Annotated in this window: 6 protein-coding genes and 1 pseudogene; 5 read left to right on the top strand and 2 right to left on the bottom strand. The window is 60.6% G+C overall.

Annotated elements, in window-relative coordinates; translation table 11 throughout:
- Positions 1 to 1,744, top strand: a pseudogene (locus CA234_RS23500) (Tn3 family transposase); the annotation flags it as partial.
- A 62-nt stretch (positions 1,745 to 1,806) separates the two neighbouring features.
- Here the strand turns inward: CA234_RS23500 and CA234_RS23510 are convergent.
- Positions 1,807 to 2,367, bottom strand: a complete 561-nt coding sequence (locus CA234_RS23510; RefSeq protein ID WP_004213255.1) for a recombinase family protein — start codon at positions 2,365 to 2,367, stop codon at positions 1,807 to 1,809.
- A 170-nt stretch (positions 2,368 to 2,537) separates the two neighbouring features.
- The gene (locus CA234_RS23515; RefSeq protein ID WP_014072603.1) at positions 2,538 to 2,960 is read right to left on the bottom strand and encodes a helix-turn-helix domain-containing protein; all 423 of its coding nucleotides are present in this window, start codon (positions 2,958 to 2,960) and stop codon (positions 2,538 to 2,540) included.
- 76 nt (positions 2,961 to 3,036) lie between these two features.
- On the opposite strand from CA234_RS23515, the gene CA234_RS23520 reads away from it, so the two are divergent.
- The 4 genes from CA234_RS23520 (at position 3,037) to CA234_RS23535 (ending at position 8,291) form a co-directional block, all read left to right on the top strand.
- Positions 3,037 to 3,432 (top strand): mercuric transporter MerT family protein, encoded by a 396-nt coding sequence (locus tag CA234_RS23520; RefSeq protein ID WP_014072602.1) that lies wholly within the window; start codon positions 3,037 to 3,039, stop codon positions 3,430 to 3,432.
- 12 nt (positions 3,433 to 3,444) lie between these two features.
- A complete protein-coding gene (locus tag CA234_RS23525) occupies positions 3,445 to 3,774 on the top strand; it encodes a heavy metal-associated domain-containing protein (RefSeq protein ID WP_004213249.1) in 330 nt (109 codons plus the stop codon).
- Positions 3,775 to 3,811: 37 nt separating this feature from the next.
- On the top strand, positions 3,812 to 5,230 hold the full coding sequence (gene merA / locus CA234_RS23530) for a mercury(II) reductase (protein ID WP_004213247.1): 1,419 nt from the start codon (positions 3,812 to 3,814) through the stop codon (positions 5,228 to 5,230).
- A gap of 91 nt (positions 5,231 to 5,321) precedes the next feature.
- The gene (locus CA234_RS23535) at positions 5,322 to 8,291 is read left to right on the top strand and encodes a Tn3 family transposase (RefSeq protein WP_126002893.1); all 2,970 of its coding nucleotides are present in this window, start codon (positions 5,322 to 5,324) and stop codon (positions 8,289 to 8,291) included.
- Positions 8,292 to 8,491 lie beyond the last annotated feature (200 nt).

An 8,491-nucleotide genomic window follows, 5' to 3' on the forward strand; every position in this document is an offset into this window, starting at 1 on the left:
GCTTCGCCGGCAGGGCGAGCGCTATTACGCCGACGGCATGCGTGATCTGCCCGAAGACAGGCGGCTTGCGATCCTCGCTGTCTGCACCCTGGAATGGCGGTCATCGCTGGCCGATGTCATCGTGGAGACCCACGATCGCATCGTAGGCCGTCTCTATCGGGCCTCCGAACGCCTTTGCAACACCAGGATCGCCGACGCAAAGGCGGCCGTTCGGGACACGCTGAAGTCCTTTGCCGAAATCGGTGGTGCTTTGCTTGGAGCGCAGGACGATGGCACGGCCCTGGACGGGATAATCGCCACCGGGCCTGGCTGGGAACGGTTCAGAACCCTTGTCGCCACGGCCTCCGCACTGACCAACGTGCTCGCGGCCGACCCGCTCAGCCGTGTGCTGGACGGCTATCACCGTTTCCGCCTCTACGCGCCCAGGATGCTGCGCCTGCTCGACATGCAGGCGGCGCCGATCGCCACGCCTCTTCTGGCGGCCGTTGCGATGCTGCGTAACGGGATCAAGGTCGATCCGCCGGTGGATTTTCTACGTCCCAACTTGAAATGGCATCGTCATCTTCGCGCTGAGCCCAGCGGCGACCACCGGCTTTGGGAAATCGCGGTGCTGTTCCACATCCGCGACGCCTTCCGGTCCGGTGACATATGGTTGGCGGGATCGCGCCGCTATGGCGACCTCAAGCAGCTTCTGGTCCCGCCACAGGCGATAGAGCAGACCGCGCGGCTCGCCGTGCCGCTGCGACCCGGCGAATGGCTGGCCGAGCGCAGGGCTCGACTGGATACACGGCTGAAGGAGTTTGGCCGCGCGGCGCGAACCGGCACGATCCCAGGCGGCATCATCGAGAACGGCAAGCTGCACATCGACAAGCTGAGGGCCGACACGCCCGAAGGGGCCGAGGATCTCGTGCTCGATCTCTATCAACAGCTCCCGCCCGCGAGGATCACCGATCTGTTGCTGGAAGTCGATGAGCGAACCGGATTTTCCGAGGCGTTCACGCATCTGCGCACCGGCGCGCCCTGCAGCGACCGGATCGGCCTGATGAACGTGTTGCTGGCGGAAGGCGTCAATCTCGGTTTGCGCAAGATGGCGGCGGCGACCAACACGCACAGCTTCTGGGAATTGCTGCGGATCGCGCGCTGGCATGTCGAAGGCAGCGCCTATGATCGGGCGCTCGCCATGATCGTGGAGGCCCACGCCGCCCTGCCCATGGCCGCCTTCTGGGGACAAGGGCAATCGGCATCCAGCGACGGGCAGTTCTTCCTTGCTACCGAGCAGGGCGAGGCGATGAATCTGATCAACGCGAAATATGGCAACGTCCCGGGCCTCAAGGGATACAGCCATGTGTCCGATCAATATGCGCCGTTCGCAACCCAGGTGATCCCGGCAACGGTCAGCGAGGCTCCCTATATCCTGGACGGGCTGCTCATGAATGACGCGGGCCGCCGCGTTCGCCAGCATTTTGCCGACACGGGCGGCTTCACCGATCATGTGTTCGCCGCCTGCGCCTTGCTCGGCTACAGGTTCGCCCCCCGTATCCGCGATCTCCCTCAGAAAAGACTCTATGCCTTCACGCCCAACGCGACGCCGGCCAATGTGCGAGCGCTGGTCGGAGGTAAGATCAATGAACCGCTCATCGAGCGCAACTGGCCCGACATCCTGCGCATCATGGCGACGATCGCAGCGGGGATCGTCGCCCCCAGCCAGATTCTTCGCAAGCTCGCCTCTTACCCGCGCCAGAATGGCGTCACCTCAAGCTTTGTACGCTGAACAACGATTTTCCGGACATAATGTGAACATTGGTGTCAGGCAGCGGCGCGAAGGTACTGGTAGAGGGTTTCGCGGCTGATGCCCATGTCGCGCGCTATGGTCGCCTTGCGTTCACCGGCGGCAACGCGGCGGTGCAGATCGGCAATCATCTCATCCGAGAGCGACCGTTTCCGCCCCCGATAGGCGCCGCGCTGCCGAGCGATCGCAATGCCTTCGCGTTGCCGTTCGCGGATCAGAGCGCGCTCGAACTCAGCAAACGCACCCATGACCGAGAGCATCAGATTGGCCATCGGGGAGTCCTCCCCCGAGAAGGACAGGCTTTCCTTCTCAAACTCGATCCGGATACCTCGCTTGGTGAGGCCCTGGACCAGCTTGCGCAGGTCATCCAGATTGCGGGCCAACCGATCCATGCTGTGGACGACGACGGTATCGCCTTCGCGGGCGAAAGTGAGCAGAGCCTCAAGCTGGGGGCGGTTGACGTCCTTGCCCGATGCCTTGTCGGTGAAGGTCCGATCGAGCGACTGACCTTCCAATTGGCGATCCACATTCTGATCGAACGTGCTGACCCGGACATAGCCGATCCGTTGCCCCTTCACTGCGCACTCTCTCCATCAAAATGTCAGGTTGAAATCTATGATACGTAACGAAATTCGTCAACAAATTCCGTTTATCACCCTAATCTGACAGAAACCGCAGTACCGCCCTGACGTCCAGTTAGGCTATACTCCAAGCTGACATCACAAAATCAAATCCCTCAAAGATGGCGTCAATTGCCTTGATGGGGTAAAAACTGGAGTGCTTCCAGGATGGGACATTCGGCAACGTCATCTCCAGTGCATCTGGCTAACGTGGTCGCCAGCGTCACCTCTATCTTCTGCAAATCTGCAATGCGGCGGCGGACATCTTCAAGGTGGAGTTCGGTTCTCGCCATAACCTCCGCGCAGGTTTGTGCACCGGTATCGGTGAGCGACAACAATGACCGTATCTCATCCATTGCATAGCCAAGGTCGCGCGCGCGCAGGATGAACTGCAACCTTTGCACCAGTTCCGGCGAATAGACGCGGTAGCCGTTGGAACTGCGAGGCGGCCCCGGCAGCAATCCCACCTTCTCGTAATAGCGGATGGTTTCGAGATTGCAGCCTGTTTTCCGGGCAAGCTGGGCACGCAAGATGCCGACCTGTTGCTCCATGAAAATACCTCTTGAGTCTGTAGTGGCTACAGAGCCTACACTGCGAATCACTCAGTTGGAACAAGGGATTCAAGCCATGGTCTCAACGCCGGAAGCGGGACAGCCAGCCCTCACCGAAAACCACGAGCCGAAGCAGGCAAACTGGGTTGCGGCGGGCGCATTGATCGGCGCGGGGCTCGCCTCGGCTTGCTGCGTCGTCCCGCTACTGTTGGTTATGCTCGGAATTTCCGGCGCGTGGATCGCCAACCTGACGGCGCTCGAACCTTACAAGCCCTATGTCGCAGGCGTAACGCTCGCGCTGCTCGGCTACGGCTTCTGGCATGTCTATTTCAAGCCGAAACCGCCCTGTGAAGACGGTTCCTACTGCGCTCGTCCACAATCGGCTTGGACCACCAAGGCGGTGCTGTGGCTGGGCCTTGCCGTCGCCATCCTGGCGCTCACCATCGACTGGTGGGCACCCTGGTTCTATTGAAAGGAAATACCCATGAAAAAGACAGTATGTATCGCTATGGCCGTGCTGGCTATGGCTGGCGGCGGGGTCGCCTATGCAGTTAGTGGCACGGCGCAAGATCGCCCCGCGGCTACCGCAACCGCTCAGAAGCAAACCACCTTTGCCATAGAGAACATGACCTGCGCCACCTGCCCGATCACCGTGAAGAAGGCGATGGAAGGCGTCGCCGGGGTAACGGCGGTCACGGTCGATTTCGCAGCCAAGACCGCGCGCGCAACCTATAACCCGCGCCGCACCAATGCTGCTGCGATTGCCGCTGCATCAACCAACGCGGGTTATCCGGCGCGCGCTATTCAAAACTGAGCGGGGCGCCGCCAGCGCCTCAAGAAAGCGATAAGCAATGAACGACTGTTGCAACCGCCCCGGGCAGGAAGGATTTGACGTGGCCGTCATCGGCGCGGGTTCTGCCGGGTTCTCCGCCGCGATCGCCGCTGCCGATCTGGGCGCGAAAGTGGCGCTCGTCGGTCACGGCACGATTGGCGGCACCTGTGTCAATGTTGGCTGCGTTCCTTCCAAGACGCTGATCCGCGCCGCCGAAGCGGTGCATGGTGGGCTTGCCGCCGCGCGCTTTCCCGGCCTTGGGGGCGCTGTCCAGATGGATGACTGGTCCGTATTGGCGGCGTCGAAGGACGATCTTGTCACGACGCTGCGCCAAAAAAAATATGTCGATCTGCTGCCCGCCTATGACGGTGTGAGCTATATCGAGGGCAAGGCACGCTTTGCCGATGGTGCGCTGATTGTCGGCGATGCGCCCATGAAGGTCGGCAAGGTCATATTGGCGATGGGTGCGCACGCCGCCGTGCCGCCGATTCCGGGGATGGACAGCGTGCCCTACCTAACCAGCACATCGGCGCTGGCGCTGGATCGCTTGCCCAAATCGCTGCTGGTGATCGGTGGCGGGGTGATCGGGGTAGAACTGGGACAGATGTTTTCGCGTCTGGGCGTTGATGTCACCATCTGCTGCCGAAGCCGCCTGCTCCCCGAAATGGACCCGGAAGTGAGTGCCGCGCTGAAAAACTATTTGGAAGCCGAGGGCGTGCGGGTTTGCGCAGGTGTCGGCTATCAGCGTATCGCCCAAACACAGAGCGGGGTCGAATTGACCTGCGAGGGGCATTGTGACACCGTCGCGGCGGAACAGGTGCTCATCGCCACCGGACGCCGACCCAATAGCGACGGGCTTGGGCTGGAGGAGCGCGGCATAGTGCTTGCCCGTAATGGTGGAATCGTCGTCGATGACCACCTCGAAACGTCGGTTCCAGGCATTTACGCGGCGGGCGATGTAACGGGACGGGACCAGTTCGTCTACATGGCCGCCTATGGCGCAAAACTGGCCGCGCGCAACGCGGTGACGGGCAACCAATACCGCTACGACAATTCCTCCATGCCATCCGTCGTCTTCACCGACCCGCAAGTCGCCAGCGCCGGCCTCACTGAAACGACAGCACGGGCGCAAGGCCTGGACATCAAGGTTTCGCTGCTCCCGCTCGATGCTGTGCCAAGGGCACTGGCAGCACGCGATACGCGGGGTCTCATCAAACTGATTGCCGACAAGGCGAACGACCGTTTGCTGGGCGGCCAGATCATGGCACCCGAAGGCGCGGATTCGATCCAGACACTGGTGCTGGCGATCAAACACGGCATGACCACCCTGGAATTGGGTGCAACGATATTTCCTTACCTGACCACTGTGGAAGGCCTCAAACTGGCGGCCCAAACGTTTGATAAGGATGTCGCCAAACTGTCTTGCTGCGCCGGGTGATTGCTCGGGGATCAACCGGCAACGAATGGCCTCCCTCCAGTGCAAGCCGCTTTGGTGTCAATTTTGTTATTCGCCTCAGCGGGAGAGCAAAATGGCACGACGCCGACTTCTGACCGGAGACGAGCGCCGGCGCCTGTTCGATCCTCCTGTCCAAGAAACCGCGATCATTGGGCATTATACCCTTTCTGCGGAAGATGTTGAATTGGTTGGGCGCCGCTATGGTCCAGCAAATCGCCTCGGTCTGGCTGCACAAATCGCTTTGATGCGACATCCCGGCTTTGGTCTGCAACCCGAGATCGGGCTTCCCGACGTCATTCTTCAGTACCTCGCGGCACAGTTATTCGTCGATCCTTCCTCCTTCTCTGCATATGGTCAGCGCGCGCAAACCCGTACCGATCATGCCGATCTCGTGGCGCGTTATCTTGGCATACGCCCGTTTCGACGCGGCGACCTGGCACTTGCCCTGAATCTTGCCGCGCAAGCCGCCGAGTATACAGACAGAGGTGAACCGATTGTTCGCGCCCTCATGGTTGGCCTGAAGGGTGAGCGGTTCATTCTTCCGTCAGGCGACACACTGGAACGCGCCGGTCTTGCTGGCCGGGCACGCGCACGCAAAGCTGCCGCAGCCGCAATCGTCGAAGGCCTCAGCTCTGCTGAACTGACACGGCTAGACGAACTCGTAATCAACAACCCGGATTTCGGCATGACACCGCTGGCGTGGTTGCGTAATTTCGAAGAAGCCCCGACTGCGGCCAATATCAATGGCTTGCTTGAGCGCCTGCGCTATGTTCGCGGCATAGGTATCCACCCGGTAGTTGGGGGCGCCATTCCGGAATTCCGCTTTGCCCAATTTGTCCGCGAGGGCGGCGTGGCACCGGCATTCCTGCTTTCGGATTACAGCGTCAATCGCAGGCGGGCGACGTTGACGGCCGCAGTGATCGACCTTGAGGCCAGACTTGCCGATGCCGCGATCCAAATGTTTGACCGACTTATCGGCGGCATGTTCACGCGCGCGCGGCGTGGGCGCGAGCGTCGCTACCAAGATAGTATTCAGTCGGTGGGGCAACTCATGCGGCTGTTTGGCGCCACGATTACAGCACTTGATGAGGCTGTCCAGAATGGCGGCGATCCGCTCGAATTGATTGACGAAGCGGTGGGCTGGCACCGGCTTGTTGCGGCAAAGGCCCAAGTAGATGCCCTTGCTGATCTTGCCGGCGAGGACGCACTGGTAACGGCAACCGAGCGTTACGCCACGCTACGGCGTTTCAGCCCGGCATTTCTGGACGCCTTCACCTTCAAGGCGTCTGGAACAGGGACGGCACTGATCAAAGCCATCGATGTCATTCGCGATGCGAACACACGAAAGTCGCGCGACCTTCCCGATGGCGTTCCACTGCCATTCCCCAATCGGCAGTGGAAGCGTCTCATCACCGAAAGCGGCCGTATCGACCGCCGACGTTATGAAATTGCGATCATGGCAACCTTGCGTGATCGTTTGCGCGCCGGTGATGTATGGATCGAGGGAACCCGCAACTATCAGCGCTTCGATGCCTATTTGCTGGGTCGGCGCGACGCCGCCAAAGTGGCGGATGTGCTTCCGTTCGATTCAAATGCTGCATCCTACCTCGCTGACCGGGCACGAAATCTTGACTGGCGGCTGCGCCGATTTGCCAAGCAGTTGAAAACAAACAAGCTTGAGGGAGTGTCGCTCGAACGAGACCGGCTCAAGCTTCAGCAAATGCCGCCTGTCACCCCACCGGAAGCTGAAGCCCTCGATCGCAAGCTCGATACCCTGCTTCCCCGCGTGCGCATCACCGAGCTGCTGCTTGAAGTCGCCGAACGCACTGGTTTTTTGAACGCATTCCGTGACCTGCGCTCAGGCAAGGAGCACGACAACCCCAGCACGGTACTCGCCGCAATTCTGGCTGATGGCACCAACCTCGGGCTGGAGCGGATGGCCAATGCCAGCGAAGGCGTCAGCTATGCCCAACTCGCATGGACCCACAACTGGTATCTTTCACCCGAGAACTATCAGGCCGCGCTGGCCATGATCATCTCAGCCCATCACGAATTACCCTTCGCGCGGCATTGGGGCGCTGGCACCAGTTCGTCGTCCGATGGCCAGTTCTTCCGGTCGGGGCGGAGCCGTTCAGGGGCGGCGGACGTCAATGCCAAATATGGCGCCGAACCTGGCGTGAAAATCTATTCTCACCTTTCCGATCACTTCGCATCATTCGGATCACGGATCATGTCCGCGACGGCAGGTGAAGCGCCTTACGTGCTCGACGGGCTTGTCCTGGGCGCCGGCAACCTTCCGTTGCATGAGCACTATACCGATACCGGCAGCGCCACCGATCATGTTTTCGCACTCTGCCACCTACTCGGGTTCCGCTTCGCGCCCCGGCTGCGCGATATTGGCGACCGCAAGCTGGGTTCGATCGCTGCGCCATCGACATACAAGGGCATCGAAAATCTGATGGGCCGCACCATCAAAACGGCAGCGATCGAGGCCGATTGGGATGACATCGTCAGGATTGTCGCCTCAATCAAGGATGGCACGGTGGCGCCGTCAGTAATCTTGCGAAAACTTGCCGCCTACAAACGCCAGAACAGGCTGGATTTTGCATTGGCTGAACTGGGCCGTATCGAGCGCACTTTGTTCACGCTCGATTGGCTTGAACAACCGGAACTGCGACGTGCCTGTCAGGCCGGTCTCAACAAAGGCGAGGCGAGGCACACGCTTGCCGCCGCCATCTATACCAACCGGCAGGGTCGGTTCACCGATCGCTCGCTGGAAAATCAGGAATTTCGCGCATCTGGGCTGAACCTGCTGATTGCGGCGATTTCCTACTGGAACACGGTCTATCTCGACCGGGCCGCCCAGCACCTCAACGCTGTCGGCACGACGTTCGATGCGGCACTGCTTGCGCACCTTTCTCCGATGGGCTGGGCGCACATCAGTCTGACCGGCGATTACCTCTGGGAGCAGGCCAGGCGACTTCCAGCAGGTGAATTCCACCCACTCAACGAGCCAATGGCGCGGTTGAAGCGTGTAGCGTAGCCCATGTTCCGCTTATGTCCGAGAAATCGTTGTCTGGCGAACAAACCTTGAGGTGACGCCAGAATGAGCTGGCCCTCGCATTGCGAGAGGTGGGCCGCATCGAGCGAACCCTGTTCATGATCGACTGGATTCTTGATGCCGGCCTCCAGCGCCAGGCTCAGATCGGCCTCAACAAGGGTGAGGCCCACCACGCCCTGAGG

The organism is Sphingomonas sp. ABOLE, assembly GCF_003950455.1.
GTDB classification, from domain to species: domain Bacteria; phylum Pseudomonadota; class Alphaproteobacteria; order Sphingomonadales; family Sphingomonadaceae; genus Sphingomonas; species Sphingomonas trueperi.

Coding starts and splice junctions, on each gene's coding strand:
- CA234_RS23515 (WP_014072603.1), bottom strand. CDS start 2,960: ATGGAGCAACAGGTCGGCATCTTGCGTGCCCAGCTTGCCCGGAAAACA.
- CA234_RS23520 (WP_014072602.1), top strand. CDS start 3,037: ATGGTCTCAACGCCGGAAGCGGGACAGCCAGCCCTCACCGAAAACCAC.
- CA234_RS23525 (WP_004213249.1), top strand. CDS start 3,445: ATGAAAAAGACAGTATGTATCGCTATGGCCGTGCTGGCTATGGCTGGC.
- merA (WP_004213247.1), top strand. CDS start 3,812: ATGAACGACTGTTGCAACCGCCCCGGGCAGGAAGGATTTGACGTGGCC.
- CA234_RS23535 (WP_126002893.1), top strand. CDS start 5,322: ATGGCACGACGCCGACTTCTGACCGGAGACGAGCGCCGGCGCCTGTTC.